The organism is Flavobacterium cupreum (assembly GCF_003996965.1).
GTDB lineage: Bacteria > Bacteroidota > Bacteroidia > Flavobacteriales > Flavobacteriaceae > Flavobacterium > Flavobacterium cupreum.
Window position 1 is genome coordinate 110180 of record NZ_QWDM01000012.1, and the last position, 24522, is coordinate 134701.

At 38.2% G+C, this 24522-nt stretch carries 17 protein-coding genes; 9 read left to right on the forward strand and 8 right to left on the reverse strand.

Annotation, left to right across the window (positions count from 1 at the left end; translation table 11 throughout):
• Nucleotide 1: 1 nt before the first annotated feature.
• Nucleotides 2–4033 carry a T9SS type B sorting domain-containing protein gene (locus D0817_RS17800; RefSeq protein WP_127339714.1) on the reverse strand — a complete coding sequence of 1344 codons (4032 nt, stop codon included), beginning with the start codon at nt 4031–4033 and terminating at the stop codon, nt 2–4.
• A 145-nt stretch (nt 4034–4178) separates the two neighbouring features.
• Between D0817_RS17800 and D0817_RS17805 the strand changes: the two genes are divergently transcribed.
• Nucleotides 4179–6401 carry a B12-binding domain-containing radical SAM protein gene (locus D0817_RS17805; protein ID WP_127339715.1) on the forward strand — a complete coding sequence of 741 codons (2223 nt, stop codon included), beginning with the start codon at nt 4179–4181 and terminating at the stop codon, nt 6399–6401.
• Between the two features lie 20 nt (nt 6402–6421).
• Here D0817_RS17805 and D0817_RS17810 read toward each other — a convergent pair whose 3' ends face one another.
• The 4 genes from D0817_RS17810 to D0817_RS17825 form a co-directional block, all read right to left on the reverse strand.
• Complete coding sequence (locus tag D0817_RS17810; RefSeq protein WP_127339716.1) at nt 6422–6946, reverse strand: hypothetical protein; 525 nt, start codon at nt 6944–6946, stop codon at nt 6422–6424.
• 87 nt (nt 6947–7033) lie between these two features.
• On the reverse strand, nt 7034–7798 hold the full coding sequence (locus tag D0817_RS17815) for an MBL fold metallo-hydrolase (protein ID WP_127339717.1): 765 nt from the start codon (nt 7796–7798) through the stop codon (nt 7034–7036).
• 57 nt (nt 7799–7855) lie between these two features.
• Nucleotides 7856–8536, reverse strand: a complete 681-nt coding sequence (locus D0817_RS17820) for a response regulator transcription factor (RefSeq protein WP_127339718.1) — start codon at nt 8534–8536, stop codon at nt 7856–7858.
• Nucleotides 8533–9795 (reverse strand): sensor histidine kinase, encoded by a 1263-nt coding sequence (locus D0817_RS17825; RefSeq protein ID WP_127339719.1) that lies wholly within the window; start codon nt 9793–9795, stop codon nt 8533–8535. Before D0817_RS17825 ends, D0817_RS17820 begins: the two co-directional genes overlap by 4 nt.
• 162 nt (nt 9796–9957) lie before the next feature.
• Between D0817_RS17825 and D0817_RS17830 the strand changes: the two genes are divergently transcribed.
• Nucleotides 9958–10371, forward strand: a complete 414-nt coding sequence (locus tag D0817_RS17830) for a DUF1573 domain-containing protein (protein WP_127339720.1) — start codon at nt 9958–9960, stop codon at nt 10369–10371.
• A gap of 152 nt (nt 10372–10523) precedes the next feature.
• A complete protein-coding gene (locus D0817_RS17835) occupies nt 10524–12107 on the forward strand; it encodes a L,D-transpeptidase family protein (RefSeq protein ID WP_127339721.1) in 1584 nt (527 codons plus the stop codon).
• 23 nt (nt 12108–12130) lie between these two features.
• Here the strand turns inward: D0817_RS17835 and D0817_RS17840 are convergent, their stop codons facing one another.
• The gene (locus D0817_RS17840; RefSeq protein WP_127339722.1) at nt 12131–12643 is read right to left on the reverse strand and encodes a C40 family peptidase; all 513 of its coding nucleotides are present in this window, start codon (nt 12641–12643) and stop codon (nt 12131–12133) included.
• Nucleotides 12644–12836: 193 nt separating this feature from the next.
• Between D0817_RS17840 and D0817_RS17845 the strand changes: the two genes are divergently transcribed.
• The 6 genes from D0817_RS17845 (at nt 12837) to D0817_RS17870 (ending at nt 21034) form a co-directional block, all read left to right on the forward strand.
• A complete protein-coding gene (locus D0817_RS17845) occupies nt 12837–13931 on the forward strand; it encodes an SGNH/GDSL hydrolase family protein (protein ID WP_127339723.1) in 1095 nt (364 codons plus the stop codon).
• Nucleotides 13921–15300, forward strand: a complete 1380-nt coding sequence (locus D0817_RS17850; protein ID WP_127339724.1) for a sialate O-acetylesterase — start codon at nt 13921–13923, stop codon at nt 15298–15300. Before D0817_RS17845 ends, D0817_RS17850 begins: the two co-directional genes overlap by 11 nt.
• Before the next feature lie 358 nt (nt 15301–15658).
• Entirely contained in the window at nt 15659–17953 is a 2295-nt protein-coding gene (bglX, locus tag D0817_RS17855) for a beta-glucosidase BglX (RefSeq protein ID WP_127339759.1), read from the forward strand.
• Between the two features lie 472 nt (nt 17954–18425).
• Complete coding sequence (locus D0817_RS17860) at nt 18426–19382, forward strand: aldo/keto reductase (RefSeq protein WP_127339725.1); 957 nt, start codon at nt 18426–18428, stop codon at nt 19380–19382.
• On the forward strand, nt 19357–19968 hold the full coding sequence (locus D0817_RS17865; protein ID WP_238160903.1) for a Crp/Fnr family transcriptional regulator: 612 nt from the start codon (nt 19357–19359) through the stop codon (nt 19966–19968). The genes D0817_RS17860 and D0817_RS17865 overlap by 26 nt, the downstream gene beginning before the upstream one ends.
• A gap of 97 nt (nt 19969–20065) precedes the next feature.
• Nucleotides 20066–21034 carry a quinone oxidoreductase family protein gene (locus tag D0817_RS17870; RefSeq protein WP_127339726.1) on the forward strand — a complete coding sequence of 323 codons (969 nt, stop codon included), beginning with the start codon at nt 20066–20068 and terminating at the stop codon, nt 21032–21034.
• Nucleotides 21035–21100: 66 nt separating this feature from the next.
• On the opposite strand, the gene D0817_RS17875 is transcribed toward D0817_RS17870, so the two are convergent.
• Together D0817_RS17875 and D0817_RS17880 are read right to left on the reverse strand one after the other, a co-directional pair.
• The gene (locus tag D0817_RS17875) at nt 21101–23089 is read right to left on the reverse strand and encodes a retaining alpha-galactosidase (RefSeq protein WP_127339727.1); all 1989 of its coding nucleotides are present in this window, start codon (nt 23087–23089) and stop codon (nt 21101–21103) included.
• Nucleotides 23090–23169: 80 nt separating this feature from the next.
• On the reverse strand, nt 23170–24459 hold the full coding sequence (locus tag D0817_RS17880; protein WP_127339728.1) for a glycoside hydrolase 5 family protein: 1290 nt from the start codon (nt 24457–24459) through the stop codon (nt 23170–23172).
• Nucleotides 24460–24522: the final 63 nt, after the last annotated feature.

Sequence of the window (24522 nt, forward strand, 5' to 3'; positions counted from 1 at the left end):
TTTACCGTTTCAGACTAAAATGGCCTCTAAATTCAGTGCCGTTTAAACGGGTCACTACGAACCAATAATCCGAGGCAGGCTCGTCGCGGCCTATGTAAGTTCCGTCCCAGGAAGTATCAGTGGTCAGTTCTTTGAGGAATTTTCCGTAACGATCAAATATCCTGATTCCTGTACGCGGAGCTAAATAGGAAAAATCAATAGTCCAGGTGTCGTTGTGTCCATCATTATTCGGCGTAAAGAATTTGGGAAAGGGAAGTTCATCGACATAATTGATGCACTCGGCAGTTGTCGCTCCTAAGATTTTTATCGTTACCGGAGTTCTTTCACTTTCGCATTCATTGACAGTTTGGGAAGCATAATACGTAACTCCGTTTTCGAGCGGCGTTGATTCAGTTAAAATCATTCCCGCTGTAGCCTGATCGTACCATTTTATATTGTCTCCCTTAATCTTAATTTTTTCTATGGAGCTGTTTTGCTGGATACAGAATATTTGCGGAGAGTCAATCATTGGACTTTGAGTGTCCTGTATTTTAACAGAAACCGCAAACCGTTCACTTTCGCAATTGTTGAGTGTTTGTGTTACATAATATATACCGTTTTGTAACAGGTTTGTTTCGGGCAAAATATTACCATTTGCTGGGGCATCGTACCATTTACGAGCTGTTCCTGTAAAGTTCAGATTGGCAATAGTTGCTTTTTCATCAATACAAAATTGCTGATCATTAATTCCGCCTGGGAATGGCGTGTCATAGATTTTTACCAACACCGGGATTCTTTCACTTTCACATCCCACAGTTTGTGAAGCATAATAGGTTTTATTGTTTTCCAATAAAGTGGTGTTTGACAAGGTACCTGCCGCAATAGTAGAATCGTACCATTTTATATTCTGACCGTTAAGACCAATACTGTTTAAAGTAGCATTTTCGCTTTTACAAAACTTCGGATTTAAATCTCCTGAAGGTACAGAAGGTGTGTTTTGCAGGGAAATTGTAACGGCTAATCTTTTGCTTTCGCATAAATTTAGCGTTTGGGAAACGTAATAGGTTTTTCCGTTTTGAAGACTGGTATTGTCCGGTAAGTTGTTTCCATTGGTCAGTGCATCATACCATTTTTTGTCTTCTCCGTTAACAGTGATACTATCTAAAGTTGGATCCTGACCAGTACAAAAAGGCTGATTTGTATCTCCAGTGGGTACGGGAGTGTCCTGAATTTTTATGTTTATGGCTGCTCTTTCACTTTCACAGCCATTTATAGTCTGTGAGACATAATACGTTTTATCATTTTGAAGTACAGTTGTATTAGGCAAAAGTGCTCCGGCTGTTGCTGCATCATACCATTTGATATTTTGGCCGTTCGTAACACTGATATTGTTTATAGTTGCATTTTCCTGGATACAGAAGGTTTGTGGTGAAGTTACCGCTGGTAAAGGCTGACTGCTAATGGTAATCGTTTGATTTTGAGAAGATTTATTTCCATTTCCGTCATCATAATTCCACACAATAGTATACGTTCCGGGCAAATTGTAGGATAAAAGATCTGTCGTTGTTCCTGTAATTGCTCCTGCACACGCATCGGTTGCTGTTGGAAATGTGGTTATTGTGGTAGTACAATCTCCGGTTATAGTTGTAAGATTTTCTAAATCCGGGACAGGTGCTTCAATATCTCCAATAACAACTTTTAGGTCATAGTTTTTCTCACATCCACAATAGTCACTTGCTTTTAAATGATAGTCACCATTATTTATACCAGATACATTTGTAATAGTTGGATTTTGCAAAGTGCTTGTAAAATTATTAGGTCCTGTCCATAAATAATTATATCCTGAATCCGCAGTAAAATTTAATGTAGCTCCAATGCAAACTGGTGAATTACTGCCGGGGTTCGCATTAATGTTACAATTATTTTCTTCAGAAAATTTCATTAAATAAAAATTCTTACGACCTAAAATTTCAGGCTGATATGAATTTGCATCCGTTATTCCATCATTCATTGATGACGTCCCGCCGACTATTATTTCATTGTTTTTAACCGTTATTTCTGTCTGAGAGTATTGGTCAAATCCCCCGGCGTAGCTTCCCCATATTAAATTTCCAGATTTAGAAAATTTTCCCATGTATCCACCAGCCATGCCAGTTCGTTTATAGGCACATACAGTTGTTATTGAATTATCAATTCCTCCATTACCGCCAACATATATTGAATTGTTTGTAAAAACAAGGGAATAGATTATTGTATCACGACCTAAAAAAGTACCCCATAATCTTTGCCCGTTTTGATCCAGTTTTGCAAGAAAACCTGTCCAGGAATATAAATTATAATCATCAAAGGAGTTGGGTGAAGCAATAGTATTAGAACTGGTAGTTTCCCCACCTATATAGATATTATTCTCATCATCAATTTCTACTGCATGAATTTTTTCCCCAGATTCCCCTCCGTAATAGGTACTCCATATTCGATCTCCATCTAAATTTAATTTAAAAACTATGCCATCGTTGGAGAGATTATAGATGTAATTGAGATTTTCCTGAAAAACTCCCGGAGTAGAAATGTTATCTGAACTATAAGAAAGACCGCCAGTCACAATGAAATTTTCTCCAACTTTAATCGATCTGAATTCATCCGTACCTTTACCGCCGTATAATTTATTCCAAAGTATATTTCCATTAGGGTTGAATTTGGCTATAAAGCCGTCGCCAATTGGGGTATCAAAAATGTTTTCTGAATGATTGATTGAAAATCTCCCAACCATAAAAATGTTGTTATTTTTATCAATATCGACGTCAAAAGATTCATCGTTATCTTTTCCTCCGTAATACGTACCCCAGAGTCGGGTGCCGGAGGAATTAAATTTCACTAAAAAACCATCATCATAACCACCAAAAGAAGAACTGTATGAACCGGCTGTGCTGATATTGGTTTTACTGTTTGTTTTGCCGACAATAATGACATTGTTTTGGTTATCTGTTTTTACTGCATTTATTCTGTCGTATTCTTCTCCACCGTAATAGGTTGCCCATAGTTTGCGACCATCAGGCGAAAATTTCACAAGTATTCCGTCAGGAGCTATTTTATCAGGGTTTCCAATTGTTGTCTGATGTGCGCCCGAAGTTGCATAGGAAGAGTTAGGCACTGAAGTAAAACCAACCAGATAATTATTACCTGATAAGTCAGTTGCAATTCCGCCAAATTCATTTGCGCCATAATCCTCTTCATCCCCATAAAAAGTTCCCCAAAGCCTTGTCGGCACTGGATCAATAATTACTGTTTTATCAGAAACCGATTCTGAACCGGTAAAACCGTAAACGTCTTTTTTAATCTTTCGGTATGCAATGGAAATCTCCTTTTTACCAGTCCCATCTTCAATCCAGCTCGCCGGAAGTGTTTCTTCCATTTTCCCGAAACGAACATTCATCCGGATTTTGTTATCTGCTAAATCAGTTTCGGCACCCTTGAATTTTAATTGAATATCAGAGATTTTTCCTTTTGGATGAACCACAAAATTGTATTCCACCGTTTTTTTGGAATCCTCGGGAATCGTAAAAACCACATCGATATTCGGATAGATATTCTTGTATGTTATTTGTTTGTATTGATGTATTCCGGTAATTCCCTCGGGTTTGTTTGGGATATTATAATAATTGTCAAAATCTTTTGATTGCTGATCTGTAAGCAATTCCACTTTGGAATTTGAGTTTACAAAGTCAATATCTATTCGATGAAACAGGTATTCTAAAGTATAATCAGGCTGTTCTGTTCTATCTTTGTCCGGTATTCCGGAAGGACGTTCTTTTGAGGTATTGGAGCGTACAATCTGCGTCTTTTTTACTTCATAAATGTCATAAGAAAAACCATTTTTCCTTAACTGAACATTCAGTCCTCCTGTATTCAATAAATATTTCACAGTCTTGTTGGGCTTGCCTTTCTGGTCTGTAATCTGACCTTTGTTTTCTTTAAAACCTACAGATTGATTTTGGTTTTGTGCCAGGACAGGCATAAAAATCAGCAGTAATAAAAAAAGTAAAATTCGCTTCATAAGTAAGATTTATAGCGTCGCAAATGTAATTAAATATCTACTAAATAAGTCTAAAAGTTCCGGTTTCAAAATACAAATAAACCCTCCTGAATCTTTTCCTGAAAAGATTATAAATATCCCGTATTTTTGCAGAAAATAATTCCCTTTGAAAACCAAGCTTTTTGTAATCACGCCTCCATTTACCCAACTGAATACTCCGTATCCGGCAACTGCCTATATCAAAGGGTTTTTGAATACCAAAAACGTAGCAGCGGTCCAGGCCGATCTGGGTATTGATGTGATTTTGGAGTTGTTTTCGAAGAAAGGTTTAGTTGATTTGTTTCTGTATTCCGGGAATCTTTTTGAAAACGTGTCGTCCCGAGCGGAGTCGAGGGATGAAATCTCGGATAATTCCAAACGTATTTTTGCTTTACAGGACGAATACATCAAAACGATTGATGCCGTTATTTCCTTTTTGCAGGGTAAAAATCCAACTTTGGCTTTGCAGATCTGTCAGGAAGATTTTCTGCCGGAAGCTTCACGGTTCGCACAATTGGAAGAACTCGACTGGGCTTTCGGAACCATGGGAACTCAGGACAAAGCGAAACATTTAGCCACTTTATACCTCGAAGATATTTCGGATTTTATTGTGGAATGTGTCGATGAAAATTTTGGTTTCAGCCGCTACGCCGAGCGTTTAGGCCGAAGTGCCAATTCGTTTGATGAATTGTACGAAGCCCTGCAGCTAAAACCGACGTATATTGATGCCATTTTAATTTCCTTATTGAAAGCTAAAATCGAAGCAGTTCAGCCTACTTTGTTTTTGATTTCAGTTCCCTTTCCCGGGAATTTATACAGTGCTTTTCGATGTGCACAATGGGTCAAACAAAACCATCCCGAAATTAAAATTTCGATGGGCGGAGGTTTCCCAAACACCGAATTGCGTTCTCTTTCGGATGCCCGTGTTTTTGAGTTTTTCGATTTTATTACGCTCGATGATGGCGAAGTGCCTATTGAAGAGTTAATATTCAATTTAGAAAACCCAAATTCCAATTCTTATAAAAGAACTTTTTTGCTGGAAGACGGGAAAGTCGTCTATAAAAACAATTCGTTAAAACACGATTACAAACAAGCCTACGTTGGAACGCCCGATTATTCTGATTTGCCTTTGGATAAATACATTTCGGTCATCGAAATCGTAAATCCGATGCACCGAATGTGGAGTGACGGACGCTGGAATAAACTCACCATGGCGCACGGCTGTTATTGGGGAAAATGTACTTTTTGTGATATTTCTTTAGATTATATAAAAGTATATGAGCCTGTTGCGGCTAATTTGTTGTGTAACCGTATGGAAGACCTGATGCAGCAAACAGGTCAGAATGGTTTTCATTTTGTAGATGAAGCGGCCCCTCCGGCACTGATGCGTGCTTTGGCGCTGGAAATCTTACGCCGGAAATTAGCCGTTACCTGGTGGACGAACATTCGTTTTGAAAAAAGCTTCTCTGCCGATTTATGTCTGTTGCTGAAAGCTTCAGGCTGTATTGCGGTTTCCGGCGGTTTGGAAGTTGCTTCCGACCGATTATTGAAATTAATCGACAAAGGCGTAACCGTAGAACAGGTAGCAAAAGTAACCCGCAATTTTACCGAAGCGGGCATTATGGTACATGCCTACCTGATGTACGGATATCCGACACAAACCATTCAGGAAACGGTTGACAGTCTGGAAATGGTACGTCAGTTGTTTGAAGCGGGAATTTTACAATCGGGATTCTGGCATCAATTTGCGATGACGGCGCACAGTCCCGTTGGGTTGTATCCGGAGAAATTTGGTGTTACAAAAACAACGGAAGCCATTGGAACTTTTGCGAATAACGATATTGATTATACTGATGCTACCGGAATCAATCACGATAAATTCAGTTTTGGATTAAAGAAATCGCTTTTCAATTTCATGCACGGAATCTGTTTTGATTACGAATTGCAGGACTGGTTTGATTTTAAAATTCCGAAAACAAAAATTGACCCTGATTTTATTTTTAATGCACTCGAAGAAGGAAATGATTTCAATACAAAACCAAATGCAAAAGTGGTTTGGTTAGGAGGGAAGCCTTCTCTGGAACATTTTACAAAATCTAAAAAAGGACAAACATGGGAAATGATGACGCTGACTTTTCACGATAAAAAAGAAAGTTTTGCCATTCAGACCAATAAAAATGAAGGGGACTGGCTGGTAGAAATCCTGAAAAAGATCACGGTTTCGAATAGCAAACATTATACTTTTCAGGAAGTAAAAGCAGATTTTGAAGCGCAGTTTGAAGATTTTGAATTGTTTTGGTATTCAAAACCTGTCAACACCTTACGGGAATTTGGATTGTTGGTTTTGTAGTTTTTTAAGATAAATTAGTGCTATCTCTTAGTTACCCAGTAATGAAAATCTCTTTCTAAATCATAAGCCATTCTGTTGACACTACGTCTTATTACAAAATAAGGAATCACCAGCATTACTGACATATGAATCATTAAAAAAGGAAGAATAAAAAAGGGAAAAGCATCATCATTTGAAATAGCCCCCACAAAAAAAAGGAGATAGAATAAAAGAATCATAACTCCAAATAGTAGTATTCTTTTTCTGAAACCAACAATTTCAACATTTATGGTTAATTCATTACCTTCCTGGATTATTTCTCCAATTACTTTTGCAAAAGAATAATTTGTGTCGAAGATTTTTTTTCTCTTTTTTAATTCAAAAGTATTGTTTTGAATGTTGCCTTTGTACTCATTTGTACTGGATTGAAAAACTTCAAAAGGTACATAACCCAAATCAGATTCGTCTACGTGATTTCGAAATTTTTGTATAAATTCCGTTTTTGTAATGGGTAATTGTATCGTAATATCTTTGATTAAGTTTATTTTCCTTAAGAAACTATTCATGAATTTAGATTTGATTATAAAATCAAATATAATATTAACACGGAAATTCTAATGGAATAATAAATTAATTTTCTAAAATAAAAATCATCAATATTCCACGCATTCCCCGTCATTCGGAACCACCGTTTTTGACATCAGATTATTTTGTATCAAGGCCTGTTTCAGCGCCTCCCTTGTGGTTGGGCAATGATTTAAGGCCTCCAGATGATTGGCGAAAACTTTTCCCGGCGCAAGGACGGCAAATTTCAGAATATCATCCATTCTCATTAATAAGGGCTGACCAATATCTAATCGTGCCGTACCGCAGGCAACTGTTGCAATATCAGGTTTCAGCTCGGTCAGTACTTTTTGAACATGTTCTGTAAAAATGGTGTCGGAACTAATATAAACCGATTTTTCATTCTGAAGCTCAATATGAAAACCCATAACATTTCCCATGAGCTTTGCTATAAATCCATAACCGTGAACGGCTGGTATCCCCGTGATTTTGCCATCCAGAAAATACTGAGGCTGCCAGTAATCCAGCGACTGAATGACGGTTAAGCCTCTTTGTAACAATGCTTTTTCATCTTTGATACTGCAGATTACCGGAATCGATTTTCTTTTAAGGAAAACTTCACCCGCCTTATCGATATGATCCGGATGCAAATGCGTGATGAGGCAATGCGTGACCTTACTCAGGATATCCCTGCTGTTTTTGGGCAGTGCGGTAAGCGGGTTTCTTTTGGGCTTGTAACGGAATAGCGTAAAGGGCGCAATAGTTTTTCTTTTGCCCAGCATGGGATCAATTAAAATCACGTGCTTTTCGGTTTCAATAACTAAAGTCGCGTTACGCAAATGATGCAGTTTCATATCCTGTAAGTTTGTTTGATACTAAAAATACAAAATTATATAGTTTAAGTGTAAAAATTACATTGTAAATCGAAAACCGATTCCGTGTAAGTTTTCAATGGAAATTCCTTTTTCATTAACCAGGATCTTTCGAAGGCGGGAAATAAAGACATCCAGGCTGCGTCCCATAAAATAATCATCGTCACCCCATAGCGAAGTAAGGATTTGCTGTCTTTTCAAAACCAGGTTTTTGTTGTCCACAAACAGCTTCAAAAGATCCGATTCACGTTGGGTCAGGCTAATTTTTTCCGTTTCATTAAAAAGGATGAAATTTTCGGTATCAAACTGATATTTGCCAATTTCGTAAACGGATTTTTTGATTCCGTTTTTCTGTGAACGTTTCAGGAAAATTTCGATTTTCAACAGTAACTCTTCAATACTGAACGGTTTGACGAGGTAATCATCGGCCCCTAAACGCAGGCCTTTTATGCGGTCTTCTTTTAAAGTTTTTGCAGAGAGGAAAATAATGGGAACATCAACATCAATTTTCCTGATTTCGGCTGCGAGTTCAAAACCGTCCATTTTCGGCATCATGATATCCAGAATACAAATGTCAAAAATTTCCTCTTTGAAAGCTTCTAAACTTAGTTTTCCGTTAGAACAATGCGTGACATCGTAGTTGTTTTGTTCTAAATTATCTTTGGTCAGAAACGCTAATGTTTCGTCATCTTCGGCGTATAATATTTTAAAATGTTTCATTTCTTATATGGAATTGTCAGCGTTATGGTAATACCTTTTTCTGAATTATTGATGGCGTTTATTTTCCAATACTGTAAGTTACAAATTTCTTTTACATAATACAAACCAAGGCCAAAACCATTTACTTCGTTACTCTTCTCATTCTGAATGCGATAGAATTTGTCAAAAATAGAAGTGATATTTTTAGGTGAAATCCCAATTCCGTTGTCGGTGAATTCTAATTTTAAAAACTGATTTTCTCTGGAAATGCGAATCAGGATTTCCGGTTTTTCATTGCAGTATTTTACCGCATTGTCCAGTAAATTGTACACCAAGTTGGTAAAATGAAAAACATCGGTTTGTACGGTATAATCAGGGGAATTTGTTTCTATTACAATATGGGCTTCCGGATATTTCAGCTGAATATTGGTAATTGTTTCTTCGATAATGGGAACAATTAAAACCGGTTCTGTTTTTAATTCCAGTGAAGTATGATCCGATTTGGCCACATTCAGGATTTTCTCAATGTGGTTGTTCAGTTTATGACTCTGATTGATAATGATATCCGTATAAGTGTGGAGTTTTTTATCTTCTTTTATAGCATTTTGCTCAATTAAATATTTAGAGGCAATTAAAATAGAAGACAAAGGTGTTTTAAATTCATGCGTCATATTATTAATGAAATCACGTTGCAGTTCGGAATATCTTTTTTGCTGCAAAAGCGTAAAAATCGAATACACATAAATCAGTAAAATAAGAATCAGCACGGTGGAAAGTATAAGCCAAAAACGCATGGAACTGAATAAATAAGTCGTTTCATTGGGGAAACGAACGGCGAAATAATACACCAGATTTTTATGCTTCGGGAAGTAAACCGTTTGTTTTGATTTTCCCTTCTGGGATAGTGAAATATAATTTCCGTAGACCATTTCATCGCTTTGGCAATTGTACATCGCGTATTCAAAATCAGTCGTGATATTCATCTTTTTGAATTCTGATTTTAAATAAAATTCTAAAATATCAGGCTCAAAATCATTTTCGACATTAACGATATAATAATCGTTGGCAATTTTCTGAACCGGATTTACAGCCGGCAATTCGTGATTCGTTCCTTCATAAAGTTTGCGCGCTACTTCCAGTAAAGCAATATGCGCTTTCTGGCTCAGTTTTTTTTGTTCAAGGTTGAAGGCTTCTTTGGTCCATAGCAATTGTGCGACCAGTATGCTGATGATAGCTACAAGTCCAAGAAGAATAATGCTGTTGAGTTTATTAATTTTCAAGAGAAATAGGATTTACAAGTGTAATATTAGTCAAAATTTAAATTAAAAACACCCATTAACAGGTCATTAACAAACATTTGAAACCGCTTAACATGACATTGGATTCTTACAAAGTACCTTTGAAATATAAAATGTAACCATTAACCATTTAAATAAAAAACGATGAAAATTATTAAAATTACGATGTTGGCTTTAGCCTTAGGATTAATGTCCTTTTCAGCAATTGCACCGGTAAAAACATTAGTTTCTACTGTAAAAACAGAAACTACAGCGTCTACAATTGTGTGGAAAGCAGAAACAATTGATGTTGGCCAGATTCCACAGGGAACCCCAAAAGCAATTGTGTATGAATTTAAAAATACAGGAAAGACAGCGGTTGTAATCACGAGTGTTCAGGGATCTTGCGGCTGTACAGCAACAGATTATACCAAAGAGCCAATTTTACCTGGTAAATCGGCTAAGGTGACTGCCACTTACAATGCGGCTAATAAAGGCGGATTTACTAAGACCGTTACTGTAACTACAAGCGCAGAGACAACACCGAAAGTCCTTACTTTAAAAGGAACAGTGATCTAAAATAAAAGGTTGAGATTATAAAGGGGAAAACTCCGGATATGTAATGTATCCGGAGTTTTTTTGTTCCTAATGTTGTGGTTAAGTCTGGATTTATTTTTTTGCAAAAGGGATTTTTTTGTAAAAACTTGTTTATTTTTATTAAAAATATGATTATGAAAATTTTGTATCCGCTTACCGCATTGATGATTCTTTTTACGGTTATTTCCTGTAATTCTAAATCGAGCGATAAGGAAGGCAACCCAAATAATGCTGCGAAGCAAATAACTCCCGAACTTAAAATACCGATAGACAGTGCTGCTATTTCTAAATTTTACCAGACGTATCCTAAATTGGTTAAATTTCAGGGAGATGTTTTAGCGCTTTATAAGAAAAAAGGCTCTACCCAGCTTTGGCTGGATAATAAAGGAATTGTTGAATTTGGAAGTACTTTATTCAATAAATACAAAGGGCTGGAAGAAGAAGGACTGAAAGCTAATTTTCCATATAACGAAAAAATCACTCCCATTTTTGAACGTATTTCAGACAATAAATTATCTAAGATTGATACCGATCTGATGATTACAAACCTATATTTCTATTATGCTGAAAAAGTATTTAGCGGTGTAGACGAAAAAACGTCGACCTCTTTGCAATGGCTTTTACCCCGTAAAAAAGTAAATTATCAGGTTTTTTCAGATTCTATTTTCGAACATGCAACGATCAATGATGATAATAAAAGTAAAATGTTCAGTCAGTATTACAAACTCCGTGATGTGCTTAAAAAATATCGCGAAATTGAGAAAAAAGGAGGCTGGAAAATGATTGACGTCGGCGAAGATTTTAAAAAATTTAAAGCAGGTGATTCCGCAGTGGCAATAGCGCAGATTAGGGAAAGGCTTGCGGTAACAGGAGAATTAAAAGAAAACAACAAAAGTGCTGTTTGCGATTCGACTTTAATTGCGGCCATGAAAGATTATGAAATCCATCACGGAAAAACGCCTAAGAATATTATTTTAAAAGAACATATTGACGAACTGAATGTTCCGGTTGCCGACAGAATCAAAACCATCATAGTAAACATGGAACGCTGCCGATGGATTGACCCCGAACTGGAAAAAGGAAAGGAATATATCGAAGTCAACATTCCTGAGTTTAGACTGTATCTGATTCGCAATCATGAAATCAGTTTTGTTTCAGCTGTTGTGGTTGGAAAAGCCATGACCAAAACGGTTATTTTCAGCGGTATGATGAATAATATTGTTTTCAGCCCGTATTGGAACGTGCCTCAAAGTATTATCAATAAGGAGATCAAACCCGGTATGGCTAAAAACAAAAATTATCTGGCAGAAAAACATTTAGAATGGAACAATGGTGCCGTTCGACAAGCACCGGGCGTAAATAATTCCCTTGGTCTGGTAAAGTTTTTATTTCCAAATTCAAATAACATCTACCTGCACGATACGCCAGCCAAAAGTTTGTTTGAAAGAGAAAACAGGGCTTTTAGTCATGGTTGTGTACGTGTGGCAAAACCGAGGGAATTAGCGATTGAACTATTAAAGAATGATCCGAAATGGACGCCCGCACGAATTGATAAGGCCATGCATGCCGGTAAAGAAAGCTGGTATACGCTAAAAAAGAAAGTGCCCGTTTATATCGGTTATTTTACGGCCTGGGTAGACCGGGAAGGAAAATTGAATTTCTACAACGACGTGTATAACAGAGACGAAAGCCTGATCAAATTACTGACCGAAGAATAAGTTACACAGGTAAGAAGACTTCTTTATTTCGATAAAACATCAATACATTTATAAAAACGTTTGGTGTAATGTTCCGTGTCTAATGCCGTAATCGTGACGCTGTTTACTTTCCCCGAAGAGGCATGTATGAATTTGGAGTGCATGCCATCGGCTTCACAGATAATGCCAAGATGTCCCACAATGGTATTGTCTTTATAACCGTAAAAAACCAAAATATCCCCCACCTTAAAATCTTCAGGAGCCAGTGCTACTCCGAGGTTTTTATAACTATTGGAACTTCTGGGTAAACTGACATCAAAATTTTTAAAAACATAACTCACAAATCCGGAACAGTCAAATCCTTTTTGAGGATCATTTCCGGCATACAGATACGGAGTTCCCAGGTATTTTTTCGCATAATTAATTATAGAATCCCGATCAGCAATTTGACTTTTTTCTTTTTTTGAAAGGACCGGATGGACGGTTTTGTTTTCTTTTTCACAAAAAGAAAGAAATAAGATCGAAAAGGCAAATACGATATAAAGAGGGAATTTCATAAGAATAGCGGTTTAATTGCTAAAGATAGACTGTTGCTTTGTAAAATCAAAGCCGTTATCTATGGAAGAACAGAAATCAGCAATAAGAAACGGATATGGTGTTTTTTTATTGCTTTTTGACGTTTTAGTATCTTTTTGAACGCTTTACTTCTGGTATCTTTGTGAATCTCATTTATATTTTAACAAATAAATTATGTTTCTCAAAAAAATACCGCTTTTCATTTTGTTTTTGCTGATTGGGGTTGTTTCGACTTCACAAAATAAAAGTAACACATTTCTTTACGAAGGCCGGGTCGATAAACTTCAGGACAATAACGTCGTTCTTATTGGAACCGCTTCTTCGGTATCCTTCAATTTTACAGGTAATACCTGTTCGGTTTCGTTACAAAGTGTAGATGCCTACGAACACCATAATTATGTGGCGCTGGTTTTGGACGGCAAGTATATGGGGAAATTAAGAATTGAAAAAGGTGCTGCACAATCTTTTCCGATACAAATTACTTCGAATAAAAAAGTGCATAATCTTACTATTTATAAAAATACGGAAGCCCAAAGCGGAAATGTTTTATTTGCCGGAACCACGGCCAAACTGGCTCCTATTGCTTCCAAAAAGAAAAAGAAAATCGAATTTATTGGAGATTCCATAACCTGTGGCGCGGCCAGTGACGATTCTGATTTTCCCTGCGATAAAGGCGAATATTTTGATCATCATAATGGGTATTATGCTTACGGGCCGGTTCTTTCGAGAGTAATTGGTGCAGCGTATCTCATGAGTTCTGTTTCCGGAATCGGAATCTACAGAAACTGGAATGATGAAAATAAAGAAGAAGGGATTATGCCCGACTTATACGGGAATTTGTACTTAACAAAAGATCCTTCCAAGCCTAAATATGATTTTGCTTTTCAGCCGGATATTATCAGTATCGCTTTAGGGACTAATGATTTTTCGGGAGGAGACGGCAAAAAAGAGCGCCTGCCGTTTAATGCCCAAAAATATATATCGAATTATGTTGATTTTATAAAAATGCTTTACAAGCACAATCCAAAAGCACAAATAGTCATTACCAACAGCCCTATGGTGGGCGGTGAAAAGGGAATTCTGTTTGAAGATTGCCTGAATAAAATCAAGAATGCTTTTAAAGAAGATAAAACGCATAAACCGATTGTAATTTTCAAATTTAAACCCATGACTCCAAAAGGCTGCTCCGGACATCCGGATGTTGCCGATCAGAAAGTGATGGCAGATGCTTATGGTCCGGTTTTAAAAAAATTGCTAAATGAAAAATAATATATTTAAGTTTGCCTTCTTTCTGTTGATTTCCACTACTATGATGGCAAACGTTTCCCTTCCGAATATTTTTGGTGATAATATGGTTTTACAGCGCAATTCCGAAGTTAAAATTTGGGGCTGGGCCAATCCAAAAGAAGAAATCAAATTGATTACCAGCTGGAACCACAAGGAATATAAAATGGTGGCGAACAATCAGGCACAATGGGAACTGAAAATAAAAACCCCCGAGGCCGGCGGACCCTTCACCATTTCGATAAAAGGCTACAATGAAGTGGTTTTGAAGAACATCTTAATCGGTGAAGTCTGGATTTGTTCCGGACAATCGAATATGGAAATGTCAGTCAGCTGGGGAATTGATAATGGCGAGGAAGAAGCAAAAAATGCCAAAAATCCGAATATCCGGTTTTTTACCGTTCCGAAACTAACCGCGACAACTCCACAAAATAATCTATTGGGAAACTGGACAGAATCGACTCCGGAAACAATGAAAAATTTCAGCGCTGTCGGCTACTTTTTTGCGAAGCGTTTAAGGGAAGATTTAAAAAATGTTCCGATCGGTTTAATTTCCTCGAATTGGGGCGGAACTCCCGCAGAAATCTGGATGCCGGAAGAAGTGGTGAATAATGATCCTCTTTTATTGGAAAATGCCAAAAAACTGAACGAACAGGAATACGGACCAAGGCAGCCCGGCCGTGCCTACAACGCCATGATTTATCCTTTCACGGGATTTAAAATTGCCGGAACACTCTGGTATCAGGGCGAATCGAATGTGGGTTCTGCCGTTTACGACAAGACACTTTCGGCTTTGATTACTTCCTGGAGAAAAGCCTGGCAGGATGATTTCCCTTTTTATTACGTACAGATCGCGCCTTATAAAACAGGGAGTAATAATTTCTCTAATGTTATAGTCAGAGATTCCCAAAGAAAACTACTGAAAGAAGTTTCGAATACCGGAATGGTCGTCATAAGCGATATTTCGGATACGATCGATATTCACCCAAAGAATAAAAAAGATGTCGGAATTCGCCTGGCAAATCTGGCTTTGGCTAATACTTATAAAACCAATGCTAATTTGGTAAACGGACCACTTTACACGGATTTTAAAGTGGAGAAAAACAAAGGAATAGTGTCATTTGATTACGCTGAAGGATTGTATTTCAAAAATAAAAATTCAAATCAATTCGAATTGGCCGGAGCCGATGGAATCTTTTACACATCAGAAGCTTCGATTAAAAACAATCAGGTGGTTTTGACAAGTAAAAAAGTTCCGGCTCCGGTAAAAGTTCGTTTTGCCTGGGGAAATACAACACAATCGGATTTGTTTAATAAAGCCAATTTGCCGGCATCCTGTTTTATTACGGAGTAAGAAGATTTTAGATTTGTGCCCAAAGGTTTTACAGGTTTAAACAGATTCACGCTGATTTTTTTGTTGTTTTATCGCATTTTTTGTCATTTCGACGGAGGAGAAATCACACTCGTAATTCGACAAGTATTGACGATTATTTGTGCGGAGTTTCTAGTGTGATCCTTCGTTCCTCAGGATAACAAGGTTGAGGAAATTGGGACAGCTCTTAAAAAAAACAAAATGATCTCATTACCCATTCGCGTGAGGGATAGTAGTGGAAAGCCCACAGCCTGACGAAGGAAGTGCGAGGACTTGCAGCGAATAGCCCGACCCGGAGGGACACGCCCAAATTATGAAATTATCTGACCATTATACTATCATGAATACTAAAAAAATAATAACTATTGGGCTTTTTGCCCTGCTGACCATTGGAAATATGAATGCACAGAAAAAACCATACCTGGATAAAAACAAAACAATTGAAGAACGTATCGATCTGCTTTTGCCCTTAATGACGCTCGAAGAGAAAGTAGGACAGATGAATCAGTACAATGGTTTTTGGGATGTTACGGGGCCCGCTCCAAAAGGCGGAACGGCCGAACTGAAATATGAACATTTACGAAAAGGACTGGTCGGTTCGATGCTTACCGTTCGCGGAGTAAAAGAAGTTCGTGCCGTACAGAAAATTGCTGTTGAAGAAACCCGTTTGGGAATTCCGCTGATTATTGGCTTTGATGTCATTCACGGATATAAAACCTTAAGCCCGATTCCGCTGGCAGAAGCCGCAAGCTGGGATCTGGAAGCGATTAGGAAATCGGCGGCAATTGCTGCAGACGAAGCTTCGGCGTCCGGAATTAACTGGACTTTTGGCCCCAACGTAGATGTTTCGAACGATGCGCGCTGGGGACGTGTGATGGAAGGAGCAGGAGAAGACCCGTATCTGGGCAGTAAAATTGGATATGCAAGAGTAAAAGGTTTTCAGGGAGAAACAATTTCCGATTTGGCGAAAGTAAATACGATTGCGGCCTGTGCCAAACACTTCGCGGCGTACGGTTATGTTGAAGCCGGATTAGAATATAATATCGTAGACATCAGTAATTCTAAATTGTACAATTCGGTTTTGCCTCCGTTTAAAGCGACTGTAGACGCGGGAGTACGAACGTTTATGAATTCATTCAATACCTTAAACGGAGTTCCGGCAACCGGAAATGTTTTCCTGCAAAGAGATATCCTGAAAGGAAAATGGAAGTTTGACGGTTTCGTAATTTCGGATTACGCTTCCATTCGTGAAATGATCGCACACGGTTATGCTAAAGATGAAGCCGATGCAACTCTAAAAGCAGTGGTAGCCGGTTCTGATATGGATATGGAATCCTACTTATATGTGACAAAACTGGCTGATTTGGTAAAAGAAGGAAAGGTAAAAGAAGCATTGCTGGATGATGCCGTGCGCAGAATTTTGCGTGTGAAATTTGAATTGGGACTTTTTGATGATCCGTACCTGTATTGCGACGAAAAACGAGAAAAAGCAGTTGTCGGAAATAAGGCCAATAATGAAGGTGTTCTGGATATGGCGAAAAAGTCGATTGTACTTTTAAAGAATGATAAAAATCTGCTTCCGCTAAAGAAATCCGGACAAAAAATTGCCCTGATCGGAGCCTTGGCAAATGATAAAAACAGCCCCTTGGGAAGCTGGAGAATTGCTTCTGATGACAATACAGCTGTTTCGGTTTTGGAGGGAATGCAGCAGTACAAGGACAATAAACTGACTTTTGAAAAAGGAGCTGATCTGGTGGTTGGAAAAACGTCTTTTTTAAACGAAGTGGTTTTGAATACCACCGACAGAAGCGGCTTTGAAGTGGCAAAAAAAGCGGCAAAAGAAGCCGACGTTGTGGTAATGGTTTTAGGAGAACACGGTTTTCAGAGCGGGGAAGGCCGCAGCAGAACCCATCTTGATCTTCCCGGCGTGCAACAGGAATTACTGGAAGAAATTTATAAAATAAACCCGAATATCGTTTTGGTTTTAAATAACGGGCGTCCGTTGACCATTCCGTGGGCAGCGGAACATATCCCGGCCATTGTGGAAGCCTGGCATTTGGGAACCCAAACCGGAAATGCCGTGGCACAAGTTTTATACGGCGATTACAATCCGAGTGGGAAACTGCCGATGTCTTTCCCGAGAAATGTAGGGCAGGTACCGATTTACTACAACAAATACAGCACGGGAAGACCAACAGACAGTGATAAAAATGTATTTTGGTCGCATTATTCCGATGTAGAAAAAACACCTCAGTTTCCGTTCGGTTTTGGTTTGAGTTATACCAAATTCGATTATAAAAACCTGAAAGTAAACAAAACCTCTTTTGCAAAGGGAGAAACTGTTGAGGTTTCGGTGGAACTTACCAACTCCGGAAATTATGACGGAAAAGAAGTGGTGCAATTGTATATTCATGATGAATTTGCCAGCATCATCCGACCAGTAAAAGAACTAAAAGGTTTCGAATTAGTAGACTTGAAAAAAGGAGAAACAAAAACAGTATCCTTTACTTTAACAGATAACGAACTGGGTTTTTACGATAATGAAGGAAATTATCTGATTGAACCGGGAACTTTCAAAATCATGGTTGGAGGAAGTTCGGATAAAGGTTTGGAAAGTAGTTTTGAATTAAAATAAAAAAAAACATTTATAGATACTTAAACCCGACCCGTTTTAAAAACCTGTCGGGTTTACTGTGTTTGACTTAAAATGAGAAAATATTATTCTCGCAGATTTTGCAGATTCGGCAGATTTTTTTTTTTGATCTCTGTGATCTGCAAAATCTGCGAGAGTTTTGGAGCTCGTTTTTTACGATATCGAAAGAATTATCTGGTTGAGCCGGGAAGGTAAATCCGACAGGTTTTTAAAACCTGTCGGGTTTACTGTGCTTGACTTAAAATGAAAAAATATTATTCTCGCAGATTTTGCAGATTCGGCAGATTTTTTTTTGATCTCCGCGATCTGCAAAATCTGCGGGAGTTTTAGAGTTTGGTTTGGACCCTTTCGGGTTTGTTGATTTTTTTAATCTCTATGATCTGCAAAATCTGCGAGAGTTTTTTGTATTTTTAAAACCTAAAACCTAAAAACTTCAAACCATTAAACCAAAAAAATGAAATACAACAGATGTGGAAAAAGCGGGTTACTATTACCTGAAATATCTTTAGGATTATGGCATAATTTCGGATCAGTAGATAATTTTGAAAACGCCGAAAGTATCGCTAAAGAAGCTTTTGATAAAGGAATAACGCATTTTGATTTAGCGAATAACTACGGACCGGTTCCGGGTTCGGCCGAGGAGAATTTCGGTAAAATATTATGGCATAACTTTCAGGGAAACCTGCGCGACGAAATCGTAATTTCAACCAAAGCCGGATACACGATGTGGGATGGTCCATACGGAGACTGGGGTTCCCGTAAATATTTACTGTCAAGCTTAGACCAGAGTTTAAAACGCATGAATGTAGATTATGTAGATATTTTCTATTCGCATCGTCCGGATCCTGAAACGCCTATTGAAGAAACAATGATGGCTTTGGATCACACGGTAAGATGTGGAAAAGCGCTGTATGTTGGAATCAGTAATTATTCGGCAGAAGAAACCAGAGTGGCCGTCGATGTTTTGAAGCAACTGGGAACGCCATGTCTCATTCACCAGGCCAAATATTCCATGCTGGAACGCTGGGTAGAAAATGGTCTGCTGGATGTTTTGGAAGAAAAAGGAGTGGGCTGTATCGCGTTTTCGCCTTTGGCACAAGGTCTTTTAACCGATAAATATTTAAACGGAATTCCGGAAAATTCAAGAGCACATAATCCAAACGGACATCTAAAAGAAGATGAGGTAACACCTGAACGCATTCAGAAATTAGTGCAGTTAAACGAAATTGCGCAGAACAGAAACCAGTCTTTGGCGCAAATGGCTTTGGCCTGGCTGCAGAAAGACAAACGAATTACTTCTGTTTTGATTGGTGCAAGTTCTGTCCGACAATTGAATAACAATATTGACTGCCTGCAAAATCCTGACTTTTCTGCAGACGAAATAAATGCAATCGAAAGTATTCTTCAATAATTTTACTAACGCTTCCATGTTTGATCATCTTAAAAATAAATTCCCGATAGAAGACCAAAAATGGGAGCGTTACCTCAATTGTTTCAAGAAATTGGAGCTTCCTTCCAAAACTGTTCTTTTAAACGAAGGTGAAATTTCAGAACGAATATTTTTTATTGAAAAAGGCTGTGTGAGATGCTGGTTTAACAAAGACGGAAAAGACCTCACCATGCAATTTTTTCTGGAAGGCGGAATGGTAGCTTCTATTGAAAGTTTCAGAAAGAAAATCCCAAGCCCGGTGACGATCGAAACGATTGAACCCAGCATTTTATGGTATGTCGATAAAAAAGAGATGGACCGCATCCTCAAAGAATTAATTGAAATTCCGGAAATACGGGAAAAATTTATAGACATTCTTTTCGAGCGTACTTTCGATTATATGAAGCATTTTGTCTCTTTTATAAAAGATTCGCCGGAACAGCGCTACCTGAATATCTTAAAAGAAAAACCACAGCTGATCCAGCGTATTCCCCAACATTACATCGCTTCTTATCTCGGAATAACTTCTGTTCACTTAAGCAGGATAAAAAATAAACTGCTTAAATAAAACGAATCTGCATTTGATAACAAATGTTATCGTTCAACGATTTACTGCGGACTAATTTTGCTTCATAAAATTTAAATAACACTTAAAAATTTAAAATATGAAAGCAGCAGTAGTTTATAAAAAAGGAGAATTACCACAGTATACTGATTTCCCGGATCCAATTGTCGAAAATGAAAACCAGCTATTAATCGCTGTTAAAGCCTCGGCAGTTAAGAATTTAGACAAAAACATAGCAAGCGGAAAACATTACTCGGCAGATGACAAAGCAGCAGCAAAAGTGGCCGGAGGCGATGGTGTCGGTTTGCTTGCAGACGGAACCAGAGTGTATGCCTTAGGCGTGACCGGAATGATTGCTGAAAAAGCCATTGTGGATAAACATAAAATGGTAAAAGTTCCCGAAGGTCTTGACGATTGCACGGCAGCGGCATTACCCAATGCGGTCGCAGGTTCTGCCATGGCGTTGCGATTTAGAGCCGACATTCAGAAAGGGGAAACGGTTTTAATCAACGGCGCCACTGGAGTTACCGGGAAAATAGCGATTCAGCTGGCCAGACATTACGGAGCAGAGAAAATAATTGTGACCGGAAGAAAGGAAGAAACATTAAAAGCATTATTAGCTTTAGGGGCAGATGAATATGTAGTACTGACGCAGCCGGAGGAAGATTTTACAGCACAGCTAAAAAAGATTCACACTACGACACCAATTGACATTATAATTGATTATTTGTGGGGACGTTCAGCGGAATTAATCCTAAAATCTTTGAAAGGAGATGGCTCCTTTACGCCTAAAACCAGATTTGTCTCTGTGGGTTCTTTAGGCGGAGATACGATCCAGTTATCGTCAGAAATTTTAAGAAGTGTCGATCTTCAATTGTCAGGTTCAGGTTTCGGAAGCTGGACGAAAATGGAAATGAAACAACTGATAACAGAGATCCTTCCTGAAATGTTTGATCTGGCGGTATCAAAAAAGTTAGTCATTGAAACGGTTTCTGTAGCTATACAAGACATCGAAAAAGCCTGGGATATGCCTCTTACTGACGGAAAAAGATTAGTTGTTACAATTTAAAAGTGTAATTTTTAATCACAAACATCCAGCGAAGCACGCTTTGTACTCCTCTGGATGTTTTTGTCCCTAATTTTTTAACTGAATAATTGCAGCCAATCCACCGCCTGGTGCCAAATGATATTTTCGTTTTGTGTCAGAGTCAACTGTAATTATTTCTCTTTTGTAATCTGTCGCCGCTTTATCGGCATTTAGTCCGTCGGAGAAAATTTCAGCTTCGAATTTTTTGCCTTTTTCAAGGAAAGAAAAATCAATTGTCAGCTCTCTGGAATCCCAGTTGGTAATAGCCCCTAAATACCAGGTTCTGTTTTTTCTTCTCGTGATTGCCACGAACTTTCCAACTTCACCGTCTAAAGCCACGGTTTCGTCAAAAGTGGTTGGGGTTTTGGCTATAAAATTGGTGCTTTCCTGTTCCTTCATATAAGCCGTCGGGCTATCGGCCATCATTTGCAGAGGCGCTTCAAAAATAGTGTACAAGGCCAGTTGATGGCATCTGGTGCCCTGACTCATTGGGTTGGAATGACTTGGTTTGAATTCGCTTTTGGTGGCATTTCGCATCGCACCCGGCGTATAATCCATTGGTCCGGCCATCATTCGGATAAACGGAATGGTGGAGTCATAAGTTGGAACATCGTCATTGGGAGTCCATTTGTTATTTTCTAAACCTTTTACCCCTTCAAAATTGAGGATATTAGGGAAAGTGCGCTGCATTCCGGTTGGTTTATACATGCCGTGAAAATCCAGAAGCAAATGGTGCCCGGCTGCTTTTTGGGCAATATCATAAACTGATTGCACCATTTTAGCATCGTCACGATCTAAGAAATCAACCTTAAATCCTTTGATTCCCAAATCGGCGTAATTCTTCAAAATTCCTTCTGTATTTTTAGTCAGAGCCATCCAGGAACTCCACAAAATAATTCCCACATTTCGTTCTTTTCCGTACCCAATCAAAGCTTCGAGATCAACATTTGGGTTGTGTTTCATAATGTCTTCTTCGAGGCTCCAGCCTTCATCCAGAACCACATATTCCACTTTGTTTTTGGAAGCAAAGTCAATGTAATATTTGTATGTTTCCGTATTAATTCCGGCTTTAAAATCAATGTTAGAAATGTTCCAGTCGTTCCACCAGTCCCAGGCTACTTTTCCGGGTTTTATCCAGCTGAGGTCTTTGATTTGGGTGGGTTCCGATAATTTCTGAACCATATCATTATTAGCCAAATCACTGTCATTTTCTGAAATGACAACAATTCGCCAGGGGAAATTTCGGGTTCCTTTTGTCTGAACCAGATAATCGGCTCTTTCGGTAATTAATCGGTTGATGTTGTTGAATCCGCCATTTTTTTCGTGTAAAGGATAGCTGGAAAAACGACTTTCAAAACCGGATTTCGACGGATTATGGGTGATAAATAATCCCGGATAATCTTCCAGATTAGCCTCCAGAAATACTGCTTTTTTATGATTTTTATAGTCAATTAAAAAAGGTAGGAACGCCAGGGTGTCTTTTGCAAATTCGCTGATTTTTTTGTTTTCATAATGCGCCTCAAAAGACGAAATATAAGGGTCTTTCGGGTTTCTTAAATCGCGGACGTAAGGCATTAAAGTAGGATAATCCTGGTCGAAATTCAAAACCACTTCTTCCGATTTTACCGTAATGTCTTTTTTCTTTTTGGTAACAAAACGATAGGCAACACCATCATCGAAAGCACGGTATTCAATACTGAAATCATTTTTAAAATTTATAATCAGCTGATTGTAATTGTTTTTAACCGATTTCTTTTTGTAGAACGGAGTATCAAATGAAGTAGTAATCGTAGCAGTTTTCGAATTTAAAACTACCGCATTTTTTCCTAAAACCTGATTTTCGCCTAAAGTCAGTGACATTGCCGAAGGTGCCAAAATAACATCTTTTTCGTGAGAAATAGTCCAGGTAATTTTGTCGTTCACCAGAATTCTGACTTCAATTTTTCCGTTTGGAGATTTCAATATAAAATCCTTCCCCTTCTGTGAAAAAGAAAGATTTACAATCAGGACAAGAAGTATAATAGATAATTTTTTCATACTGGATTTTTTTTACCATATAAGTTATATAAGTTCATTTAAAAAGCTTCGCTTATATGGCCTTACATTACTTAGATGGTTTAAAAATTTTTAAATTTTAAATTATATTTTTTCACAATCTCCAAAGTTGATTGATCGGTCGAAAAAACGGAATTCAGTCCTTGTGGTTCCTGTGGGGGATCTGTTGTCAGAGGATCTCCGGGATTCCATTTCCCATCGGCTGTAACCGCTTTTCCTTCACCGCCAAATCCCCAGAAGTTGGCAGCCTGCAGCGAGCCGTTGTTCGCCACACTTTCAGCCACGCGACCAAAAATATAATTGTAAAAAACATCTCTGTTGGCAACGGAAGAAGTGCTTAACAGACTTTCGTTTTCCCTGGGCAAACCAAATTCCTCAATAATAATAGGACGTTTCAGGTCGTTGGCTACTTTTACATGTTTGTCGATATAAATTCCGGCATTTTCAAGTGTTGACGGCAGCGTTTTTTCGGCATTATCTGCTTTAAACCAGCCCCAGTTTTTGGGCCAGATGTGCATGGTCAGATAATCAATATGCGGATTTTGATGTGTTCTTTCAAAAATTTCCATGCTGTCATTTGAACTGTTTAAACCTTCAGAGCCGGTAGAAATCAAATGGTTTTGATCTAAACTGTCAATTAAATCGACAATGTTATTCAGCCAGACGGTAAATTTGGCTTCGTTTTCCGGTGTAAAGGTACGTGGTTCATTTCCAACCTGCCATGCCATAATCGTGTTGTCCTCGGTATATTTCTTTTTCGAATATTTATTTGTTCTTCCTATGATAAACTTCACATGATTGTTCAGGCCTTCCATACAAGGAGCACAACTGTGAAATTGTTCCGTGTAGGACATAAATTGCGGCCAGGTATTCGGGGCGATATTGGGAACCGGAATCGGGCCTTTTCCATTCCATTCTAAATACTGCGACATTCCGCCCGACCATTCCCAGTTATTCGTTAAATACAAAACCGCGTACATCCTGCGTTTCTTCATTTCATGAAGCAGAAAATCCAGACCGTCAAGCAAATCTTCATCATATTTTCCCTGTTCGTATTGTAGAGCCGGACGAACGGTGAAATCATATTTTCCACCGTCTGCACCCACTAAAATCCGCAGGTTATCAATTCCTTCTTTCTTTAGTAAGTCAAGTTCACGCAGCAATCTTTTTCGGTCTCCGATTTTTTTGGAAGCCAGCAGACTGCCGTACCAATAATTGGTTCCGATATAGGAGTAAGGTTTGTTGCCTTTGTAAAATTGAGTTCCTTTTACGGTAATTCTTTCTTGTGCCTGGCAGGCTAGTGTCGAAAGAATTAAAGCGAAACTCATTATTTTGAGGAAATTATTTTTCATAATTTATTTTTTTAGGAGCTATTTCACTCATTTTTTGTCATTTCGACGAAGGAGAAATCACAT

Excerpts from the sequence above, each read along its gene's own strand:
- D0817_RS17865 (WP_238160903.1), top strand. The coding sequence starts at position 19,357 with ATGCAATCGAAAGTATTCTTCAATAATTTTACTAACGCTTCCATGTTT.
- D0817_RS17810 (WP_127339716.1), bottom strand. The coding sequence starts at position 6,946 with ATGAATAGTTTCTTAAGGAAAATAAACTTAATCAAAGATATTACGATA.
- D0817_RS17850 (WP_127339724.1), top strand. The coding sequence starts at position 13,921 with ATGAAAAATAATATATTTAAGTTTGCCTTCTTTCTGTTGATTTCCACT.
- D0817_RS17820 (WP_127339718.1), bottom strand. The coding sequence starts at position 8,536 with ATGAAACATTTTAAAATATTATACGCCGAAGATGACGAAACATTAGCG.
- D0817_RS17845 (WP_127339723.1), top strand. The coding sequence starts at position 12,837 with ATGTTTCTCAAAAAAATACCGCTTTTCATTTTGTTTTTGCTGATTGGG.
- D0817_RS17875 (WP_127339727.1), bottom strand. The coding sequence starts at position 23,089 with ATGAAAAAATTATCTATTATACTTCTTGTCCTGATTGTAAATCTTTCT.
- D0817_RS17830 (WP_127339720.1), top strand. The coding sequence starts at position 9,958 with ATGAAAATTATTAAAATTACGATGTTGGCTTTAGCCTTAGGATTAATG.
- D0817_RS17800 (WP_127339714.1), bottom strand. The coding sequence starts at position 4,033 with ATGAAGCGAATTTTACTTTTTTTATTACTGCTGATTTTTATGCCTGTC.
- D0817_RS17840 (WP_127339722.1), bottom strand. The coding sequence starts at position 12,643 with ATGAAATTCCCTCTTTATATCGTATTTGCCTTTTCGATCTTATTTCTT.
- D0817_RS17835 (WP_127339721.1), top strand. The coding sequence starts at position 10,524 with ATGAAAATTTTGTATCCGCTTACCGCATTGATGATTCTTTTTACGGTT.
- D0817_RS17870 (WP_127339726.1), top strand. The coding sequence starts at position 20,066 with ATGAAAGCAGCAGTAGTTTATAAAAAAGGAGAATTACCACAGTATACT.
- D0817_RS17860 (WP_127339725.1), top strand. The coding sequence starts at position 18,426 with ATGAAATACAACAGATGTGGAAAAAGCGGGTTACTATTACCTGAAATA.
- bglX (WP_127339759.1), top strand. The coding sequence starts at position 15,659 with ATGAATACTAAAAAAATAATAACTATTGGGCTTTTTGCCCTGCTGACC.
- D0817_RS17880 (WP_127339728.1), bottom strand. The coding sequence starts at position 24,459 with ATGAAAAATAATTTCCTCAAAATAATGAGTTTCGCTTTAATTCTTTCG.
- D0817_RS17815 (WP_127339717.1), bottom strand. The coding sequence starts at position 7,798 with ATGAAACTGCATCATTTGCGTAACGCGACTTTAGTTATTGAAACCGAA.